The organism is Stenotrophomonas sp. GD04024, from assembly GCF_029837545.1.
Classification (GTDB): domain Bacteria; phylum Pseudomonadota; class Gammaproteobacteria; order Xanthomonadales; family Xanthomonadaceae; genus Stenotrophomonas; species Stenotrophomonas forensis.
In genome coordinates this window covers 1-19,885 of sequence record NZ_JAOEDV010000041.1, presented here as the reverse complement: position 1 = coordinate 19,885, position 19,885 = coordinate 1, and the positions used below count along the sequence as shown (strand labels likewise).

At 66.5% G+C, this 19,885-nt stretch carries 14 protein-coding genes and 1 tRNA gene; 12 read left to right on the top strand and 3 right to left on the bottom strand.

The genetic code is table 11. The features are described 5' to 3' along the window. Positions 1-8: 8 nt before the first annotated feature. Positions 9-977, bottom strand: a complete 969-nt coding sequence (locus N7590_RS13825) for a FecR domain-containing protein (RefSeq protein WP_053510612.1) — start codon at positions 975-977, stop codon at positions 9-11. Beyond that, positions 974-1,501, bottom strand: a complete 528-nt coding sequence (locus tag N7590_RS13820; RefSeq protein WP_080375988.1) for a sigma-70 family RNA polymerase sigma factor — start codon at positions 1,499-1,501, stop codon at positions 974-976. Before N7590_RS13820 ends, N7590_RS13825 begins: the two co-directional genes overlap by 4 nt. 235 nt (positions 1,502-1,736) lie before the next feature. Here N7590_RS13820 and N7590_RS13815 point away from each other — a divergent pair, with 235 nt between their 5' ends. The 9 genes from N7590_RS13815 to cyoD all read left to right on the top strand — a co-directional run bounded on the left by N7590_RS13815 (position 1,737) and on the right by cyoD (position 11,827). Then, positions 1,737-4,610 (top strand): autotransporter outer membrane beta-barrel domain-containing protein, encoded by a 2,874-nt coding sequence (locus tag N7590_RS13815; protein WP_164241772.1) that lies wholly within the window; start codon positions 1,737-1,739, stop codon positions 4,608-4,610. Between the two features lie 97 nt (positions 4,611-4,707). After that, positions 4,708-5,712, top strand: coding sequence for a 2-hydroxyacid dehydrogenase (locus N7590_RS13810; RefSeq protein ID WP_164241771.1), 1,005 nt, complete (start codon positions 4,708-4,710; stop codon positions 5,710-5,712). Between the two features lie 50 nt (positions 5,713-5,762). Continuing rightward, positions 5,763-5,838: transfer RNA gene (locus tag N7590_RS13805), tRNA-Thr, on the top strand. Positions 5,839-6,145: 307 nt separating this feature from the next. Further along, complete coding sequence (locus tag N7590_RS13800; protein ID WP_053510619.1) at positions 6,146-6,403, top strand: hypothetical protein; 258 nt, start codon at positions 6,146-6,148, stop codon at positions 6,401-6,403. Between the two features lie 735 nt (positions 6,404-7,138). Further along, complete coding sequence (locus tag N7590_RS13795) at positions 7,139-7,495, top strand: hypothetical protein (protein ID WP_164241782.1); 357 nt, start codon at positions 7,139-7,141, stop codon at positions 7,493-7,495. A 315-nt stretch (positions 7,496-7,810) separates the two neighbouring features. Further along, complete coding sequence (gene cyoA, locus N7590_RS13790) at positions 7,811-8,851, top strand: ubiquinol oxidase subunit II (RefSeq protein WP_008267587.1); 1,041 nt, start codon at positions 7,811-7,813, stop codon at positions 8,849-8,851. Positions 8,852-8,853: 2 nt separating this feature from the next. Continuing rightward, positions 8,854-10,851: a cytochrome o ubiquinol oxidase subunit I gene (cyoB, locus tag N7590_RS13785; protein WP_040008505.1), complete on the top strand. Its 1,998-nt coding sequence runs from the start codon at positions 8,854-8,856 to the stop codon at positions 10,849-10,851. Then, positions 10,848-11,486 carry a cytochrome o ubiquinol oxidase subunit III gene (gene cyoC / locus N7590_RS13780; RefSeq protein WP_006425005.1) on the top strand — a complete coding sequence of 213 codons (639 nt, stop codon included), beginning with the start codon at positions 10,848-10,850 and terminating at the stop codon, positions 11,484-11,486. Before cyoB ends, cyoC begins: the two co-directional genes overlap by 4 nt. Further along, positions 11,486-11,827 (top strand): cytochrome o ubiquinol oxidase subunit IV, encoded by a 342-nt coding sequence (gene cyoD, locus N7590_RS13775; protein WP_005408584.1) that lies wholly within the window; start codon positions 11,486-11,488, stop codon positions 11,825-11,827. The genes cyoC and cyoD overlap by 1 nt, the downstream gene beginning before the upstream one ends. Before the next feature lie 111 nt (positions 11,828-11,938). On the opposite strand, the gene N7590_RS13770 is transcribed toward cyoD, so the two are convergent. Beyond that, on the bottom strand, positions 11,939-13,999 hold the full coding sequence (locus N7590_RS13770) for a bifunctional diguanylate cyclase/phosphodiesterase (protein ID WP_164241770.1): 2,061 nt from the start codon (positions 13,997-13,999) through the stop codon (positions 11,939-11,941). 150 nt (positions 14,000-14,149) lie between these two features. Between N7590_RS13770 and radA the strand changes: the two genes are divergently transcribed. The 3 genes from radA to N7590_RS13755 form a co-directional block, all read left to right on the top strand. Beyond that, positions 14,150-15,526 (top strand): DNA repair protein RadA, encoded by a 1,377-nt coding sequence (radA, locus tag N7590_RS13765; protein ID WP_006425111.1) that lies wholly within the window; start codon positions 14,150-14,152, stop codon positions 15,524-15,526. 175 nt (positions 15,527-15,701) lie between these two features. After that, entirely contained in the window at positions 15,702-17,558 is a 1,857-nt protein-coding gene (locus N7590_RS13760; protein WP_164241769.1) for an ATP-binding protein, read from the top strand. A gap of 49 nt (positions 17,559-17,607) precedes the next feature. After that, on the top strand, positions 17,608-19,885 hold a 2,278-nt coding region (locus N7590_RS13755), incomplete at its 3' end, for a tetratricopeptide repeat protein (RefSeq protein WP_279935640.1).

Genomic DNA, 19,885 nt, shown 5'->3' with positions numbered 1-19,885 from the left:
CAGGCCCCTCAGTAGGTGCGGCGCAGTTCCAGCGCGCCATCCGGGCGCGTCTGGCCAGCGACGGACCAGCCCAGTTCCAGCGCGGACAGCAACTCCTGTGCGTCGCCTGCGCGGAACGTGCCACTGACCGCCAAGTTGCTGATCTCCGGATCGGCAATCACCAGCGGTGTGCGGCCATAGCGGTTCATCCGTTCGACCACGATCGACAGCGGCGTGGCGTCGAATACCAGCTGTCCCTGCAGCCAGCCCTCGGCGGCCGCCGTGGACGACAGTGCCGGGCCCGGCTGGATGCGCCCGGAAGGCAGTACCTGCAGCTGCTGGCCCGGTGCCAGGGTGTGCTGGGCCGCACCGTTGCTCACTTCCACCGCGCCTTCCAGCAGCGCGACTTCCACCAGGCCATCGCGCAGGCGTTCAACCTGGAAGGTCGTGCCGATATCGCGAATGGTGCTGCTGCCGGCGCGCAGCTGCAGCGCCTTGTTCGACGGCGCGACCTGCAGCTGCAGGCGCCCGCGTTCAAGGTCCAGCTCGCGATGGCGCCAGCCGAAACGGGCGTGCAGCGTGGTGCCCGCGTCGAGCGTGGCCACGCTGCCGTCGGCCAGGGTCAGCTGCTGCGTTTCGTGGCTGTCATTGGCATAGCGCTGCGGCGTGGGGTTGCCGTCCACGGCCAGCATCCAGCCCACGCCGATGGCCAGGCAGATGCCGGCGGCGGCCGCGAATGCCGGCAACCCGCGGCGGCGCGGCGGTCGCGCCGCACGGGCCGCAGCGGTACGCAGCCAGGGGTCTGCCGCCAGCCCCTGGCCCTGCTGGAACAGGTTCTCGGCCTGCACCCACGCTTTCACATGGGCCGGGTTTTCGGCCAGCCAGTCCTCGAACGTTTCGCGTTCGGCCGGCGTGCAGTCCGGCGCTTCCAGCCGCGCCACCCAGGTGCTGGCGCGTTCGAACAGCGAGGCGTCTTCCGTGTGCCGCTGACGGTTCATTCCACATCCCTGTCGTTGTGCAGCGAATCCGGTCCCAACTCCTGGCGCAGGCCCTGCAGGGCACGGGCGATATGTTTTTCCACGGTCTTGGCAGTAATTCCACAGTGCCGCGCGATCTGCGTATAGCTCATGCCGGTGATCCGGTTGAGCAGGTACACCTCGCGCGCGCGCTCGGGCAGTTTGAAAAGGGCCTGCCGCAGCAGGGACAGCATCTGCCCGGACTCGGCCTGGCGCAATGGATCGGGCGACTGGCTGGTGGGCTGGTCGCTGCCATCATGCTCGGCCAACGACAGGTGCGGTCGCGACTGCGCAGAGCGGCCGCGATCGGCCAGTCGGTTGCGGGCGATACGATACAGCAGCAGGCGCAGCTCATCGGCGCCGTGCGCGCGATAGCGGATCAGCCGCTCCATGCAGTCCTGCGCGATGTCCTCTGCATCCTCCGGCCCGACGCCCCGCGTGCGCAGGAACGCACACAGCGGTGCGCGTTCTTCGCGTACGAACGCGATGAAGGCATCCGCTGGCACCGGCGGCTCCGGCGCGTGGTGGATCAGGGGGGACGGAGCGGACAGGGCTGGCCTCGGCTGACATTGGCGGATGCGTCATCGAGTTTTACGCGACGATGACCGGATGGGGAAGAGTGTGCGGCACCCCATTCTCATTGTGAATGCATTCATCATTGCGCGGCGGCTCGGCTGGGGGAGTTCGCGCCGCTCTGACGTTTGACCCCTTACCCGCGTGTTGCGGGTGGAGAGAGAACGTATGAAGCATTCGAAGTTGAGCCTGGCCCTGGCCGGGCTGATCAGCGTCGGCGCCCTCGCGGCTGCTGATGACGTCATGGCAATGAGTTATCACGTGCAGGGCGATCGCATCTTCCTCAGTGGCGGGGTGACCTACGCCGACGTGGTGTCGTTGCCGGCGTTGCTGGCCAAGGCGCAGGCCGAGGGCCGGCCGATCCGCGAAGTGGTGCTGCGCACCTCCAACGGCGGCGCGCTGATCGCCGGCGAGTGGCTGCAGGGCGTGATCCGCACCGCCGGCCTGAACACCATCGTGTCCGGCCACTGCATTTCGTCGTGCTCGATCATGCAGTCCGGTGGCGTCGAGCGCTATCTGGCCGGCGACCTGCCGATCGTCGATTCGGTGCAGATCCACGCGGCCAGCAGCGGCGGCAAGGTGATCTATACGCCATCGCCGCGCATGACCCAGATCTACACCGGCAACTACGGCGGCGGCATGGATGCCGGCCTGCTGCACAAGGCCATGTACGAGGTCGTGCAGCCCAATGGCCTGCTGGTGTTCCGCGACCCGGCGCGCACCACCGGCGCCTCGGTCACCTTCGACCCGGATGGCAGCGGCAGCAAGCTCGAATCGTTCGCCGGTCAGAACATTTACAGCAACAACATCATCACCGCGAGCGGCTATCGCGATCCTGGCGACACGTTGAACGTGAGCGCGAACGTAAGCGGCGACATCAACCCCGGCTACCTGCGTACCGGGCGCCAGCTGCAGACCTTCGTCGACGACGATTTCGCGCGCTGGAACACCAACTGGCAGTCCAGCTACATCAACCTGGCGCAGAGCATCTACAACGCTTCAAGCCGAGGCCCGCAGGGCATCGGCCCGGATTCGGTGCAGGACTACCTCAACGATCCGGGCATCCAGGCGCTGCTGCTGTCCAAGCTGCGCTTGGCTGACCTGGACGTATCCACGCTCGACAACGCCATGGGCGTGATCCGCGTGACCAACGGTGCCACCTGGCGCACCGCCGCCACCACCGGCGCCGACTTCATGCTGGTCGACAACGGCACCATCGCACTGGAAGGCGGCGCGCTGCGTGCGTCGGAAGTGCGCGTGCTGGGCGCGGGCATGCTGGTCGGCCATGGCGACGTGGCCGGCACCGCGATGGATCTTGATGCACTGGGCAGCGGTTCCGGCCCCTCCTGGCGCGAGGACGGCTTCAACCGCCTGCGCGTGTTTGGCACGCTGATGCCGCGCGGCGGCGATCTGGTCACCCACGGCTACGTCAACATCATGCCAGGCGGCAAGCTGTTGTTCGACGTCACCGAGAACGGCGGCGCCGCCACGGGCCGACTGCGCGTGGGCACGTTCTTCGATGACGAACCGACCGATGGCGCGCTGGTGATCTCCAAGGGCGCCTTCCTCGAACTGAATGTGGCGCAGGGCTACTACGGCCAGGATTTCCGCCGTGACCTGGTGCAGGGCCCGATCTACCAGGGCGGCTTCGAGGATGTCGTGCGCCTGGGCGACACCGGCTACAGCGCCAGTATCACCGCGGGCGATGTGTTCCGCCCGCGCCACAACTCGCTGCTGAGCTTCAACGTGAAGCAGACCGCCGACGGCCTGTGGCTGACGGCAAACCCCGGCTTCGATCAGCTGGGCCTGTTCGCCAACGCTACCTCCGGCGACGAGCTGGGCCGCGCGCTGGCGACCGCCTCCGCCCGCCAGGACGGCAACCTGAAGTCACTGCTGGGCGCGCTGCAGTTCGCCGACCGAGATGTGATCGCGCATCAGGCCGGTGCCCTGCGTGGTGATGCGCATGCCAGCCTGCGGCTGGCCGACAACGCGCTGATCGGCAGCATCGGCAATGTGGTGCAGCAGCACCAGGCCGCGATGCGCAGTGGTGGCGATGCCGATGGCCTGGCCTCGCAGGCCGCGCAGTCGGTGTCGGCACAGCCGGGCATGCGCCACGGCAGCCTGTTCAACCAGCTGGCGATGCATCTGGTCGAGCCGGCGTCCGGCAGTGCTGCCGGCGGCGGTGATGCTGGCCGAAACCGTGGCATATGGGCGCGCGGCTTCGCCAGCCATGGCCGCATCGATGCGGAGGGCGGCGTGGCCGGCCTCAGCCACAACATCGGTGGCATCGTGGTGGGGGCCGATACCCGCGTGGCCGATGACCGCGTCACCCTCGGCGTCAGCGTGGCGGCCGCCGACATGTCGACCAAGGGCCGCGACGGCTCCGACTTCAGCGGTGACGTGCGCGCGCTGGACGTGGGCGGCTACCTGGACGCGACCTACTCGCGCGGCTACCTGTCGGCGGCGGTGCGCTATACCGACCTGCGCCACGACACCCGTCGCAGCATCAGCGGCATTGATGGCCTGCAGCAGCCGCTGCGCGCCAAGTACAACAACGATGCGATCTCCGCACGGGTCGAGCACGCGTTCTCGTTCACCACCGGCAAGGGACTGGTGATCCAGCCGTTGCTGCCGGTGGTGGATTACGCGCGCACCTCGGCCACGCGCTTCAATGAAGGGCAGGGCGCGGGCGCACTGGTTGGCCGCAGCGGCAGCCTGGAGAGCATCCGCGTCGGCGCCGGCCTGCAGCTGTTCAAGACCTTCGACGGCAACAACGGCGAGCGCATCACCCCGCGCGCCCGCGTGGTCTGGCAGAAGGAACTGGGCGATTCGCAGGCCCGCTACAGCACCGGCTTCGCCGCCGCCCCGGATCTGGTGTTCGGCGCCAGCAGCCAGGCTGTGGGCGAGCAGGTGCTGGCCTGGAACCTGGGCGTGACCAGCCGCGCCAGCGAGCGACTGTCGATCATGGCCGACTACGTGGGCGAGCGCCGCGACGGGCAGATCCAGAACGGCGTGATGCTTGGCTTGGGCTACCGGTTCTAAGGTGAGCACGGCACCGGCGATGCCTGCATCGCCGGTGCCATCCCCATAGACGCGTGGCTGCGGTATGGTCGGCAGGGCATCCCACCCAGGTCCTTCCATGCAGATCGCCGTCTTCAGCGCCCGCCCTTACGACCGCCGCTTCCTGGACGAAGCCAACCAGCGCGATGCGGACGGGCAGGGGTACACGTTCGTCTACTTCGATGCTGCGCTGGATGTGCATACCGCAGCGCTGGCGCAGGACTGCGCCGCCGTCTGCGTGTTCGTCAATGACCGCCTCGACGCGCCAGTGCTGCACGCCCTGCATTCGCTCGGTGTGCGTGCGGTGCTGCTGCGCTGCGCGGGCTTCAACAATGTGGATCTTGCTGCGGCGAAGGCACTGGGCCTGTTCGTCGCGCGGGTGCCGGCCTATTCGCCCGAAGCCGTGGCCGAGCATGCGCTGGCGCTGGTGATGACCCTCAACCGGCAGACCCACCGCGCCTACAACCGGGTGCGCGAAGGCAACTTCATGCTCGATGGCCTGCTTGGCCGCACCCTGCATGGCCGCACCGTCGGCATCGTCGGTACCGGCAAGATCGGCCTGGCCACTGCGCGCATCTTCAAGGGCATGGGCTGTACCGTGCTGGGGCACGACCCGTATCCGTCACCGGCCTTTGCCGGGGTGGGCGACATGGTGGCGTTGGATGAGCTGCTGGCGCGCGCCGACATCGTCTCGCTGCACTGCCCGCTGACACCCGACACCCAGCACCTGATCAACGACGCCTCGCTGGCGCGGATGAAGCCGGGCGCGATGCTGGTCAACACCTCGCGTGGCGCACTGGTGGACACCCACGCGGTGATCCGCGCGCTGAAGTCGCGCCGGCTCGGCCATCTGGCCATCGACGTCTACGAACAGGAGAGTGCGCTGTTCTTCCAGGACCTGTCCGGCGAGATCATCGACGACGAAGCCTTCCAGCGCCTGATGACCTTCCCCAACGTGCTGGTGACCGGCCACCAGGGCTTCTTCACCGTGGAGGCGCTGCAGGAGATCTCGGCGATCACACTGGGCAACCTGGCCGATTTCGATGCCGGGCGGCCCTGCGCCAACCGGGTGGAGGCGGGCTGAGCCGGGTGGATTGACCGCCGGGGCGCCCAGCCCGTAAAATCGCGGGCTCCGCCGGAATAGCTCAGTTGGTAGAGCGGCGCATTCGTAATGCGTAGGTCGCAGGTTCGACTCCTGTTTCCGGCACCAGTTGTAATGAAAAGCCCCGGCCTTGGCCGGGGCTTTTTGTTTGTGGCTCTGGTAGTGCCGGCCGCTGGCCGGCAACCCCAGTAGTGCCAGCCCATGGCTGGCAGCGCGGAATTGTCGTGTCGCTCAGTTCGCTCCACCTCCGGGTTCTCGGTGGCGGTATAAAGAACCCGCGAAGGTCGCCGAGCAGGCCGGTGGCAAGACTGCTATACCGGGAAGGATGCGAAGGTGGTCCTGAATGGCGAAGGGAAAGTCATAACTGCAATGTCAAGAAACAGCGATGGCTTGAGAAACCCAAAGGTGAAGTGAAATGACACGGTCTATCTCCTCCCGTCTGCAATCCCTGTTGATTGAAATCGCAGCGAAGCACAACTTTCAGTTGCCTGAAGAAGGCTTTGTAAACCCAGTTGAACGTGATCGCGAGTGGCTGATCAATGCATTGGTTCAGGAGTTGTTGGAGACTGGTTTGGGAGCTGACGATGAGCCCAATCAACGAGGCCTGGAGATCGAAGAGATCATTGATTTCGTCGTTTCCATCCCTGGACCGCCTGATGCGAAAGGCGAGTGAATAGTTACTGATGTCGACTCCCAAGCGACGAATCGTAGGTTCGATTTCTGCTTGCGGCTTCAGTTGCAATGAAAAGCCACGCTTCTGGTCGAGGCATTCTGTTTGTGCTTCGGTAGCGCAGCGCCATGGCCGCCGGCTGGAGGGGTGGCATTGCACAGTAGTGCCAGCCCATGGATGGCAAAACGGAAGCCAATCGCCTGTCGCATTCTGCATGCTTGGTCCGCCAGTTGCGACAAATCCCACGGCGCCGCCAACTGTCTATCCATTCGGCCAGGCTGCTTCATACAACTATTGGTAAGCGGGAAACGTCACTGGCCTTAAGGGCCTGCAGCCCATTTGCGGCACCGGGTGTCGCCTCCGCCTTTCCATCAGCGCACTCGCGTCTTCTCGAGTCGCCCCCGCCATGTACTGCGCATGCAACAATTCGTACCGCTCCTTTCGATGCATCCGAACCTTTCGGATTTTTCTCATTGAATCGAAGGTGCAGGCGTATACACCATGGCGCGCCACCGAAAAAGGGTGGCCGGGCATCCAAACCCGCGCATAGCTGTAAACGCTTGCCAGCCGGCACCGCTCTGAAACGGTGCCGGCTGGCAATCCGTCGGCCTATATGGCGGGCGGTGCGTGGGGGTCTTCGGACCCGCCGGTTTAGCTATGCCCGGTTTGGAACCCGCACCGTCCGCCACCCGCTTCCGCGCGGTGGCAGTGTTAAGTACAGCCACGGAAGCCGACGCCATGACCACTCGCAAGATTCCGCCATTCCCCGTCGATGAACCCACCAACGACGACGACAACCCGTCCTTTGATCTCAGCACCTTCCAGGGCTGCCTCAAGCGCATCCGCGATGGCGAAGGCTCCGACGGCATGCTGTGGCCGGAAGAGAACCTGTCTGACGGCCGCCGCCAGTCCCTGGCCAGGATCGACCGCGCGGCCGTGGGCATCCAGACGGCGGTAGAGATGCTGCATGCGGCCAGTCGCTGCGAATCCATGGCCACGCCCGACCGCCATCTGGACGAGGGCGTCGTCGAGGGGCTGTTCTTCGCATGCAGGGAACTGGCCGAGCTGGTGTGCAGGGAAGTCAGGCCGTCCTAACGTTTCGTGCATGGCTGAACACATTCAGCAGGCTTTGCCGGTGAGGTGGCTTTGGCGTGGCCGGGCCCGGTGTTACGCTGCGTGCCCGTGCGGCTGGACGGCCCGCGCGCACGCGGTGCGACAACGTGTCGCAGCCAGATCGGCGCCTTTCCTGCGCTCGATCATTGTCAATGCCTTTCTTAAATGGTGGGTGACGGCCTAAAATTGTAGGGCTGACTCGACCCCACCTCCCTGCCTGTCCCCGGACCGGTGGGACCGGCTTTGGCCGGAACAGGCAGGACGGGGAACGGCATTCCCTCGCAATTGGATCGACCGATGATTCCGTTGAAAACCCTTGGGCGCTGGTTGCGCCCGGGCCTGCTGCTGTCGTTGCTGGTGATGCTCACCGGCTGCGATGCCGTGGCCATCCTCAGTCCGAAGGGCCAGATCGGCCAGGATGAGAAGACCCTGCTGATCACGGCTACCGTGCTCATGCTGCTGGTCGTCATCCCGGTCATCATCATGACCCTGACCTTCGCGTGGAAGTATCGCGCCTCCAACACCAAGGCCCGTTACGAGCCGAAGTGGTCCCACTCGACGGCGATCGAGGTGGTGGTGTGGTCCATTCCGTGCATGATCGTGCTGGTGCTGGCGGTCCTGACCTGGCGTTCGTCGCACGCGCTTGACCCGTACAAGCCGCTGGAATCGGACGTCAAGCCGGTCACCATCGAGGCGATCTCGCTGGACTGGAAGTGGCTGTTCATCTATCCGGAAGAGAAGGTGGCGGTCGTCAACGAAATCAAGTTCCCGGTCAACACGCCGCTGAACTTCAAGATCACGTCCGACACGGTGATGAATGCCTTCTTCATCCCGCACCTGGGCAGCATGATCTACTCGATGGCTGCGATGGAGACCAAGCTCCATCTGATCGCCAACGAGACCGGTGAATTCCCGGGCATGTCCTCGCACTACAGCGGCGCGGGCTTCGCCAAGATGCACTTCACCGCCTACTCGGTCACCGATGCCGAATACCGCCAGTGGCTGGACCAGGTACGTGCCGGCGAGCAGACCCTGGACAAGGCCTCGTTCAAGGCCCTGGGTGAAGCACGCAACGCCGAGTGGTACCCGGTCACCTACTTCGGCAAGACCGAAGAAGGCCTGTTCAACTGGGTCATCGCCAAGCACATGGGCGACAACAAGCACTACGGCATGAAGCACGAACACGCCGGTGCCGCCGCTGCCGATGCCGCCAGCCATGAAGCGCACGAGGGCCACGCCCCCAGTGACGCGCATGATTCCAAGGAATCGGGTGAAAACCTGGATGCCAACGAACACGAACACGCAGGCCATGCCGGCCACGCGGGTTCGGGAGAATGAACATGTTGGGAAAACTCTCTATTGAGTCGATCCCCCACGATCCGATCGTGCTGACCACCCTGGTCGGCGCGGTGCTGGGTGGCCTGGGCGTCATGGCCCTGATCACCAAGTTCAAGCTGTGGGGCTATCTGTGGAAGGAGTGGTTCACCTCGGTGGACCACAAGAAGATCGGCGTGATGTACCTCATCGTCGCCTTCGTCATGCTGCTGCGCGGTTTCTCCGACGCCATCATGATGCGTACCCAGCAGGCGCTCGCCGTCGGCGGGTCCGAGGGTTACCTGCCGCCGCACCACTACGACCAGATCTTCACCGCCCACGGCGTGATCATGATCTTCTTCGTGGCGATGCCGCTGATCACCGGCCTGATGAACCTGGCCGTGCCGCTGCAGATCGGTGCGCGCGACGTCGCGTTCCCGTTCGTCAACTCGCTCAGCTTCTGGCTGTTCGTGTCCGGTGCGGTGCTGATCATGCTGTCGCTGTGGATCGGTGAGTTCGCTGCCACCGGTTGGCTGGCGTTCCCGCCGTTGTCGGGCATCGAATACAGTCCAAGCGTCGGCATGGACTACTACATCTGGGGTCTACAGGTCGCAGGCCTGGGTACCACGCTGAGCGGTATCAACTTCTTCATCACCATCCTGAAGATGCGTACCCCCAGCATGAAGCTGATGCAGATGCCGGTGTTCACCTGGACCGCCCTGGTGACCAACGTGCTGATCGTCGCCGCCTTCCCGGTGCTGACCATCACCCTGGTGCTGCTGACCCTGGACCGTTACCTGGGTACGCACTTCTTCACCAATGACGGTGGCGGCAACGCCATGCTGTACATCAACCTGATCTGGATCTGGGGCCACCCGGAGGTGTACATCCTGGTCCTGCCGGCGTTCGGTGTGTTCTCCGAAGTCATCGCGACCTTCTCGCGCAAGGCGCTGTTCGGCTACAAGGGCATGGTCTACGCCACCGCCTGCATCGGCGTGCTGTCGTTCATCGTGTGGCTGCACCACTTCTTCACCATGGGCTCGGGTGCCAACGTCAATGCCTTCTTCGGCATCACGACGATGATCATCTCGATCCCGACCGGCGTGAAGATCTTCAACTGGCTGTTCACCATGTTCCGCGGTCGCGTGCAGTTCACCACGCCCGTGCTGTGGACCATCGGCTTCATGGTCACCTTCACCATCGGCGGCATGACCGGCGTGATGCTGGCGATCCCGGCCATCGACTTCGTGCTGCACAACAGCCTGTTCCTGATCGCCCACTTCCACAACGTCATCATCGGCGGCGTGGTGTTCGGCATGTTCGCCGGCATCACCTACTGGTGGCCGAAGATGTTCGGCTTCCGCCTCAATGAGTTCTGGGGCAAGTGCGCGTTCTGGTGCTGGTTCATCGGCTTCTATGTGACCTTCATGCCGATGTACGTGCTGGGCTTCATGGGCATGACCCGTCGTCTGCAGAGCACCGTCAACCCGGCCTACGAGCCGCTGCTGCTGGTGGCCGCTGCAGGTGCCTTCATCGTCGGCGCCGGCATCCTGTGCCAGATCATCCAGGTGGCCGTGTCGATCCGCGACCGCAAGAAGACTGCCGACCTGACCGGCGACCCGTGGGATGCCCGTACGCTCGAGTGGGAAACCTCTTCGCCGCCGGCCTTCTACAACTTCGGCACGCTGCCGGAAGTCACCGAGCTGGACGATTTCTGGGAGCGCAAGCAGCGCGGTGAGGCCTGGCCGAAGCCGGCCAAGTACACCGACATCCACATGCCGCGCAACACCGGCACGGGCGTGGTCATCGGTGCCTTCAGCCTGGTGTTCGGCTTCGCGATGATCTGGCACATCTGGTGGCTGGCCATCGTCGGCTTCGTCGGCATGATCGCCACGTTCATCTACCGCACCTTCGACCAGGACGTGGACTACTGGGTCCCGGCCGCCGAGGTGGAACGCATCGAGAACGAACACCGCAAGCACCTGGAAAACCAGGGCCTGGTGAAGTCGGAGCTGAAGGCATGAGCACCAATACCTCGACCCTGAGCCACGGGCACGCCGCGCATGCGGCGGCCCATGGCCATGACGACCACGAGCACCACGACACCGGCGGCAACACCGTCTTCGGTTTCTGGGTGTACCTGATGAGCGACTGCCTCATCTTCGCCTCGCTGTTTGCCACCTACGTGGTGCTGTCCGGCGGTACCGATGGCGGCCCCGGCGCGAAGGACCTGTTCGAGCTGCCGTTCGTGGCGTGGGAAACCGCGCTGCTGCTGACCTCGTCGCTGACCTTCGGCCTGGGCATGATCGCCATGCACCGCAAGCAGATGGGCCAGATGTACCTGTGGCTGGCCATCACCTGGCTGCTGGGCTTCGGCTTCATGTGCATGGAAGTGTGGGAATTCCAGCACCTGATCCACCAGGGCTACGGTCCGGACCGCAGTGCCTTCCTGTCGGCGTTCTTCGCCCTGGTCGGCACCCACGGCCTGCACGTCAGCGCCGGCCTGCTGTGGCTGTTGGTGATGTTCGTGCAGCTGAAGAAGTACGGCCTGACCCCGACCAACAAGACCCGCATGGCGTGCCTGAGCCTGTTCTGGCACTTCCTGGACCTGATCTGGATCGGCGTGTTCTCCGTCGTCTACCTCAATGGAGCGCTGTAATGGCACATGACAACCATGCACACGACCACGGCACCGGCGGCGAAAGCCATGGCACCGTGAAGTCGTACCTGATCGGCTTCGTGCTGGCGGTGGTGCTGACCGTCATCCCGTTCTGGATGGTGATGTCGGGCGATTTCTCGCGCACCGTCAACGGTGTGGTGATCGCGATCACCGCGGTACTGCAGATGCTGGTCCACCTGGTGTTCTTCCTGCACCTGGACCGCTCTTCGGAAAGCCGCTGGAACGTCAACGCTGCGGCCTTCACCGTGGTGGTGATCGGCATCATCGTGGTCGGTACCCTGTGGGTCATGCACAACATGAACGTGCACATGATGCACTGACGTCCTCGCGACGTTGCCACGCAGAAAGGCCGCCCTGGGGCGGCCTTTTTGTTTGGTGCGGTAGTGCCGGCCGCTGGCCGGCAATCGCGGGAAGCCGGCCAGCGGCCGGCTCTACCCCGCCACCTTGCGCAGGAACTCGTCGGCCTCCATCGGCCGGCCCAGGTGGTACCCCTGCAGCTGGTCGCAGCCCAGCTCGCTCAGGTACTCGCGCTGCGCCTGCGTCTCCACGCCTTCGGCCACCACCTGCAGCTGCAGGGTGCGGCCCAGCGCGATGATCGACGAGACGATGGCGGCGTCCTCGTCATTGCATTCCAGGTCGTGCACGAAGGCGCGGTCGATCTTCAGTTCGGTGGCCGGCATGCGCTTGAGGTAGAGCAGGCTGGAATAGCCGGTGCCGAAATCGTCGATGGCAATGTGCACGCCCATCGCGGTGAGGTCGTTGAGGATCGCCAGGCTGGCATCGACGTCCTTCATCGCCGTGGTCTCGGTGATCTCCAGGGTCAGCCGTGCCGGTTCGATCCGGTGCCGCTGCAGCACCTCGCGCACGCTGTCCAGCAGCGCCGGCGAGGCGAACTGCAGCGGCGACAGGTTTACCGCCATCGACCATTCCGCATGGCCGGCCTCGTGCCACGCACGCAGCTGCGCACACGCACGGTCCAGCACCCAGTCGCCGATCGGCAGGATCAGGCCGCTGCGCTCGGCGATGGGGATGAACACGTCCGGGGCCAGCAGGCCCAGCTCCGGGTGCTGCCAGCGCAGCAGCGCCTCGGCGCCGGTGGCCGGTGCGCCTGCGGCGGGGAACTTGGGTTGGTAATGCAGGATCAGTTCATCGCGGGCGATGGCCTTGCGCAGGTCCTGCAGCAGGCGCAGCTGGCGGTTGGCGCTCAGCTGCATCGACGGGGTGAAGAAGGTGTAGCCGTTCCGGCCGGTTTCCTTGGTGTGGTACATCGCCGCATCGGCATGCGCCATCAGCTCGCGCTCGTTGCCGGCATCGTCCGGGTACAGCGCGATGCCGAGGCTGGCACTGACCTGCAGTTCGGCCGCATCCAGCGTGAACGGCTCGCCGGCCGCGGCGATGATGCGCTCGGCCACCACCACCGCATCGTCGGGAATGTCGATGGCCAGCACGATCACGAACTCGTCGCCGCCGAGGCGGGCGAAGGTGTCCTGCGGCCGCAGCAGGCCGCCGATGCGCTGCGCCACCGCCACCAGCAGGCGGTCGCCGAGCTGGTGGCCGTAGGCATCGTTGACCGCCTTGAAACCGTCCAGGTCGCAGAACATCACCGCCACCGTGTGGCCGCGGCGGCGCGCCTTCTCGATGGCCTGCTCGATGCGGTCCTGCAGCAGCATGCGGTTGGGCAGCTGGGTGAGCGGGTCGTGCAGCGCGGCCTGGATCAGCTTGTTGTTGGCGCGCGCCAGCGAATCGGCCAGCAGCCCGGTGCGCACGCGCATCTGCCGGTCGAAGAGCGAGGCAACCAGCGCGATGCCCAGCGTGGCCACGGTGGTGACGATCACCAGCACCGCCAGCCAGCGGGTGTCGATGGCACCGCTGCCAACCGCGCCGCAGATGCTGCCTTCGGGGAAGCGCGCCGCGGCCATGCCGGTGTAATGCATGCCGACGATGGCCAGGCCCATCACCAGCGAAGCGAGCGCGCGCAGGAGGAGGGTGTTGCGCTGCTCGGCACGCAGGCGGAAGGCGATCCACAGCGCGGCGCCGGCGGCACCGATGGCCACCGCGATCGACGCGGCGAACCAGCCCGGGTGGTAATCGATGCCGGGCTGCATGCGCATCGCCGCCATGCCCAGGTAGTGCATGGTGGCGATGCCCAGCCCCATCAGCACCGCGCCGGCCAGCAGCCGTCGCCACGGCAGGCTGGGCCGCGACACCAGCCACAGCGCATAGGCCGAGGCACCCATGGAGACCGCCAGCGAGTACAGGGTGATGCCGAGGTCGTAGCCGACCGGAATCGGCAGGTCGAAGGCCAGCATGCCGATGAAGTGCATCGACCAGATGCCCAGGCCCATCGCCGCCGCGCCCCCTGCAAGCCACCAGCGGGCCACGCGGCCTTCGGCGGTGGCCAGGCGGCCGGCCATGTCCAGCGCCGTGTACGAAGCAAGAATGGCCACCAGCAGCGAGATGGCAACCAGGCTCTGACTGTAACTGCCAGTCATGTTGAATCCAGTGGGAGAAAGGAGGGGCGCCCGCAAGGCGCACGCCCGCGACCCCTATCGGCGCGGGTGGGCGGGACTTGAGCGGTCGCAGCACCTGCGACCCGGCTCGGCTATCCTGCCACGCCTGTTCCCGTTGCTGGAAATCATCCGATGGCCAAAGCCCGCACCGCCTACGTCTGCAATGAATGCGGCGCCGAATACAGCAAGTGGCAGGGCCAGTGCACCGAGTGCAATGCCTGGAACTCGCTGTCGGAGATCGTGCTGGAGAGCGCGGCGGCGGCCAAGGCGCCGGCCTCGCGCCGGGCCGGCTGGGCCGGCAAGATCGACCCGCCGAAGATCACCGCCCTGAAGGATGTCGAGCAGACCGAGCACCGTCGGGTTTCCACCGGCATCGGCGAGTTCGACCGCGTGCTGGGCGGCGGCCTGGTCGAAGGTGCGGTGGTGCTGGTGGGTGGCGATCCGGGCATCGGCAAGTCGACCCTGCTGCTGCAGGCGGTGGCCAAGATGGCGGCGGAGCTGCCGGTGCTGTATGTCACCGGCGAAGAATCGCTGGCCCAGGTGGCCGGCCGTGCACACCGGTTGGAACTGCCGCTGGACGGCGTCAATGCGCTGGCCGAGACCGGGGTTGAATCGATCCTGCAGCATGCGTCCAGGGCCGGCCCGCGGCTGATCGTGGCCGATTCGGTGCAGACCCTGTGGACCGAAAGCCTGACCGCCGCGCCGGGCTCGGTCAGCCAGGTGCGCGAGAGCGCGGCACGGCTGGTGCGCTTCGCCAAGGAGACCGGCACCGCCGTGTTTCTGGTCGGCCACGTGACCAAGGAAGGCGGCATCGCTGGCCCGCGCGTGCTGGAGCACATGGTCGATGCGGTGCTGTACTTCGAGGGTGAGAGCGGCAGCCGCTTCCGCCTGTTGCGCGCGTTCAAGAACCGCTTCGGCGCGGTCAACGAGCTGGGCGTGTTCGCGATGGGCGACAAGGGCCTGAAGGAGGTCTCCAATCCGTCGGCGATCTTCCTGTCCGGGGGCAGTACCCACCAGCCAGGCAGCTGCGTGATGGTCACCCGCGAGGGCACCCGGCCGCTGCTGGTGGAGGTGCAGGCGCTGGTCGATGCCTCGCCGCTGTCGAATCCGCGCCGTGTCGCCGTTGGCCTGGAGCAGAACCGCCTGGCCATGCTGCTGGCGGTGCTGCACCGCCACGGCGGCGTGCTGGTTGGCGACCAGGACGTGTTCGTCAATGTGGTCGGTGGCATCCGCGTGCAGGAAACCGCCGCCGACCTGCCGGTGCTGCTGGCGGTGCTGTCCTCGCTGCAGGACCGGCCGCTGGCGGAGAAGACGATTGCCTTTGGCGAGGTCGGCCTGTCCGGCGAGATCCGCCCGGTGCCCAATGGCGAAGACCGCCTGCGCGAGGCCGCCACCCATGGGTTCAAGCGCGCCATCGTGCCCAAGGCCAACGCGCCCAAGGGCGGCTCGGTGAAGGGCATGGAAGTGATCGCGGTGGAGCGGTTGTCCGAGGCCATCGACGCGGCGTGATGCAGGTTACGTAGAGTCGAGCTTGCCCGACTGCTGGCAGAACAGCAGTCGAGCAAGCTCGACTCTACGTGGATGCGGCGGCCGACACGGTACCGGTCAGGCTTGCTGTGCTAGTTTTTCCCGCTCGACGAAGGCGCCCTCTGGCGTCTTTCCGTGCCCAGGAGTAAACGATTACATGCAGGACACCGCGCTCACCGCCCCCAACGCCGAAATCCGTCGCGCCGGGGTCGATCTCAATGGACTGATGACGGTGCTGGGCAAGCACCTGTATTCCACCCCGATGGTGGCGCTGCGCGAACTGGTGCAGAACGCGCACGACTCGATCATCCGTCGCCGCATCGAGCAGCCCGGCGTCGACGTACCCTCGCGCATCGCGGTGCAGGTCGATGCCGGTGCCGGCGTGCTGCGCATCACCGATACCGGCGCCGGCCTGACCCGCCAGGAAATCCATGACTACCTCGCCACCGTCGGCGTTGGTTACACCCGTGGCCTGCGCCAGGGCGGCGAGGACGACGATGGCCTGATCGGCATGTTCGGCCTGGGCTTCCTGTCGGCGTTCGTGCTGGCGCGCCGGGTCAGCGTGCGCACCACTTCCTACCAGACGCCCGAGCTGGGCCATCTGTACGTGTCCAGCAACGCCGAGCAGTACACGGTCAGCGAAGTGCCGGCACGTGCGGTCGGCACCGAGGTGGAGCTGGAGCTGCATCCGGATTTCCTGCCGCTGGCCAACGAGGCGCGCCTGCACGAGGTGCTGGGCCGCTACTGCGCGCTGCTGTCCGAGCCGATCTTCATCGGCGCCGCAGCCGAGGCGCTCAACCCTGAGCCGCCGCCGTGGCGCGGCCAGCAGGATGTCGCGCTGCATCCGGTGCAGGCGCGCCGGCAGGCGCTGCAGTTCGCCGCTCGCTTCGAGCACGATTTCGAACCGATCGTCACCGTGCCGCTGCGTGCCGATGGCCACAGTGATGCCACCGGCCTGCTGTGGGTGCAGGACGGCGCCACCTATGGCACCAGCGACAACCGCAACCTGTCGGTGTTCGTGCGCGGCATGCTGCTGGACGATGATGCGCGCGACTTGCTGCCGCCGTGGGCCGGGTTCATCGGCGGGGTGATCGAATCATCCCGTCTCACGCCCACCGCCAGCCGCGAAGACCTGCAGCGCGATGACCAGTACCGTGCCGTGCAGCATGCGTTGCTGGAGGCATTGATCGACGGCCTGGCCGACATCGCGCGGCAGCAGCCGGAAGCGTGGCGGCGCGTATTGACCCGTCACAACGAGGCGCTGCTGGGCGCGGCACTCTGTGATGACCGCCTGTTCGACCTGCTGCTGGAACACGTGCGCGTGCCGACCTCGCAGGGCGACCTGCCGGCCAGTGCATTGCCGGCGCGCGGTGCCGTGCACGTGATCCTCGACAACGGTGGCGGCTTCGAGGAAATGCTGTTCCGCGCGATGGGCGTGCCGGTCGCGCATGGCCATCGCTATGCGGTGGTGCCGTTCCTGCGGCGCTGGGCCCAGGCCAAGGGCCTGCGCCTGGTCGAACTCGGCACCGAGCAGGGCAACCGTGCGTTGTTCCGCAGCGACGACAGCCTCGACGAAACACAGTTGGCATGGTTGCGTGAGCAGCTGGGTGACGGTGAGCAGCTGCTGCCGGCGCGCTTCAGCCCGGAGGCGCTGCCGGTGGTGGTGGTGCCCGACCGCGAGGCCGAACTGAAGCAGCGCCTGGAAGACGACGAGAACGACAAGCGTGTGTCGATGGCGGCGCTGCGCCTGGCGCGGCAGTTCACCGCGCGCATCGAATCGCGCGCGCCGTCGCGGCTGTATCTCAATCTCGACAATCCGGCGGTACAGGCGCTGCTGCGCGCCCAGCGCGAGGGCCATCCGCAGGCCGAAGCCGCGGCGCGCCTGCTGCGCTCGCTGAAGATCATCGTTGCCGCGCAGGGCCGTCCGCTGGCCCGCGCGACCGCCACGCCGGGGCCGGATCTCAACGGCGCCTTCTCCGATATTGCCGGTGCCCTGCAGCAGATGCTGCGCTGAGCACCGTCTCCCTCTCATCCAGCCTTCGCTAGACAGGAGCACTTATCCCATGGACATCTGGAACTGGGTCGAAAAACTGCAGGGCGACCTGCGTCAGGCCGGCCAGGCGCAGAACGCGCACCTGCTGAACCGCCTCGCCGACGAGGTGAGTGAACTGCGTGTCGACCGCGTCGACGCGCTGCTGCCCGAGGCGCGCGCGCTGGGCAAGGCGCTGGACAATCCGTGGGTCGACGTCTACGTCGGCCATTGGGCGCTGCGTAACCGTGTCGGCAATCGTGTCGAGGGCGAGAGCGCGCTGGGCGAAGCGGTGGCGCTGTTCGAGCGGGCGCACCGCGAGGACACGCTGGAGTGCCCGCAGTCGATCTGCGTAACCCAGGACCTGGCCGCCTGCTACGGCAACATCGATGGCCCCGGCTGGGTGCCCGAGCGCATCGAGGTGTGCGATGAAACGCTGGCGCGCATCAATCCCGGCTGGGCCTGCTTCCAGTGCCTGAGCTGCGAGAAGGCCGACGCGCTGCTCGATGATGGCCGGGGCCAGGATGCGCTCGACTACCTGCAGGTGCAGTCCGATGCGATCGAGGCCTGTGGCAAGGAAGTGTTCGACAGCTTCCCGGAGATGCAGATCAAGATCCTGCTGGGCATGGGGCGCGCCGAGGAGGCGCTGCTGCTGATCGAGAAGCGCGAGGCCGAAGTGGCCGCGTCCGGTGAGTACGAGCCGGCCAACTGCACGGTGCCGCGCCGCCTGTCCAAGGCCTGGGCGCTGGCCCAGCTGGGACGCGATGAAGAGGCGCTGCAGCAGCTGGTGCCCTGGAGTGAACTGACCCCCACCTACTGGCGGCTGTGGGCGAACACCGCCGCGGCGCTGTGCCAGCGCGATCCGGCACGCAACACCTGGGATCTGGGCACGCGTTACTCCACCATCATCGAGCACTTCGCCCAGGTCGGTTCGCACCGCCTGCTGATCGAAGTGGCTGCGCTGAGCCTGGAGCTGGCCCTGCAGCGCGGTGCGCGCTGGGTCGCGCAGCGCCAGTTGGCACTGGCCCGCACCCATCTGGCGCAGTTGCGCCAGGACCGCGGTGCGGCGGCGCTGGTGGCTGGGCTGGCGGCGCGCATCGAGGCGTTGCCGGAGGTGGCGCCGCTGCCGGTTCCCGCGGGCGACCTGCTGGCCTGGCTGAGCGAGCAGGGCGAGCAGAACCAGTCGCGTGACCCCGAACGCGAGGCGCAATGGCTGCTGCAGGCGCAGGCGCAATTGCCCGATGACGAAGCACTGGCCGAGACGGCGGCTTCTGCGCTGGCTGCCTGCGGTGCGCAGGCCGAGGCGCGCGCGCTGCTGTGGCAGTTCGTGCAGGCGCACGCGCAGGAAGACGGCCCGGCGGCCTACACCCTGATGCGCTGGCTGACCGAGCAGGGCGACGACGATGGCCTGCGTCGCCTGGCCGACGTCTATCGCAGCAGCGTGCCGGTGTTCGCGCACTGGTGCGAGGTGCAACGCGCACGCCGCGTGTCCGACTGGCCGGCGCTGGAGCAGGCCGCGCTGGCCCTGCTGGCGGCCTCGCCGGGTTCGCACGGTGCGCGCGGTACGCTGGCGCGGATGTACATGGAAACCGGCCGCTTCAGTGAGGCGCAGGCCTGCTATGCGCAGCTGGTGGAGCTGCTGGAAGAACCCAACGCCGCGCACTGGGATCACATGAGCGCCGCCAGCGCGGCGCGCGACTGGGACGCAGTGCGCCGCTCGGCGGCGGCGATCGGCATGGAGCTGTCCAGCCAGGACGGCGTGGTCGAGGAGCCGTGGGGCTGGGTGATCATCCGCAGCGAAGAGCATGGCGAGCCGATGGAGTATTACGCGCGCCGCAGTGGCCCGGTCACCGCGCGCATCGTCGAGAACGCACCGGCCAACCGCGCCCAGCAGGTGGGCGACTGGGTGGTGTTCGACGCCGCGCTGGTGCATCCGGCACCGGAAGAGGAGGAAGCGCGCGAACACTTCATCCCGACCTACGCACAGGTGCATGTGCTGGAGCGCGGCGGCTTTGCCCGCAGCTGGCTGATCGATGGCGCGCACCCGGGCGAAGAGGCCTGGAACGCCTTTGTTGAAGCCGCCGAAGCACAGGGTTGGCAGGTCTGGTCGCACAGCCGCCCGGACTACACCGTGACCGATCCGGACGCGGACGAGGGCACCCTGCCGGGCGTGCTGTTCACCGTGGCCCAGCCGCAGGACCATGCGCCGCTGGCGCTGCATCGCTTCCTGCAGCAGCAGACCGCGACGTGGCCACATCCGCACTGCTGGCTGCGCCTGGCTGAAGCCTGTGACCAGGACCGCCAGCCGCACC